This is a genomic window from Granulicatella sp. 572.rep1_STHE (genome assembly GCF_001073445.1).
Taxonomy (GTDB): domain Bacteria; phylum Bacillota; class Bacilli; order Lactobacillales; family Aerococcaceae; genus Granulicatella; species Granulicatella adiacens.
In genome coordinates this window covers 1-629 of the sequence record NZ_JVBO01000038.1, presented here as the reverse complement: position 1 = coordinate 629, position 629 = coordinate 1, and the positions used below count along the sequence as shown (strand labels likewise).

Annotated in this window: 1 protein-coding gene; it reads left to right on the top strand. The window is 35.3% G+C overall.

Annotated elements, in window-relative coordinates; genetic code table 11:
• A partial coding sequence (locus ADH99_RS08455) for an IS3 family transposase (protein WP_152904697.1) occupies positions 1-629 on the top strand: 629 nt, incomplete at both ends.

Below are 629 nucleotides of genomic sequence, written 5' to 3'. Positions count from 1 at the left end.
AGAACTCCGCTTGAAGGAGGAAAAAGAGAAAGAAGAAAGACGCAGATTGTCAGAGAGTTAGTGCCAGAATTTCCTTTAGATATTCTTCTAAAGATTATCAAACTCGCTCGTTCGACTTACTACTATCATTTAAAACAGCTAAACCAAGAAGATAAGAATCATGCCATTAAAAATGAAATAGAAAGCATTTATACCGAGCATAAAGGAAATTATGGATATCGCCGTATCACTCTTGAGCTTAGAAACCGTGGTTTCATCGTAAATCATAAGAAGGTACAACGTTTGATGAAAATGTTGGGGCTAAGTGCTCGTATTCGCAGAAAACGTAAGTATTCTTCTTATCATGGAGAAGTTGGAAAGAAAGTTGGGAACATTATTCAACGTCAATTTCATGCTTCAAAACCGATGGAAAAGTGCTATACAGACATTACGGAATTTTCTATCCCAACAAGTAACAAAAAACTATACTTATCACCAATTTTAGATGGTTATAACAGCGAAATTATAGCTTATTCCCTTTCGTCTTCACCAAATTTAGACCAAGTAAAAGATATGTTAAAACAAGCTTTTAGAGAAGAACAATACGAGAGTACTATTCTCCATAGTGATCAGGGATGGCAATACCAGCA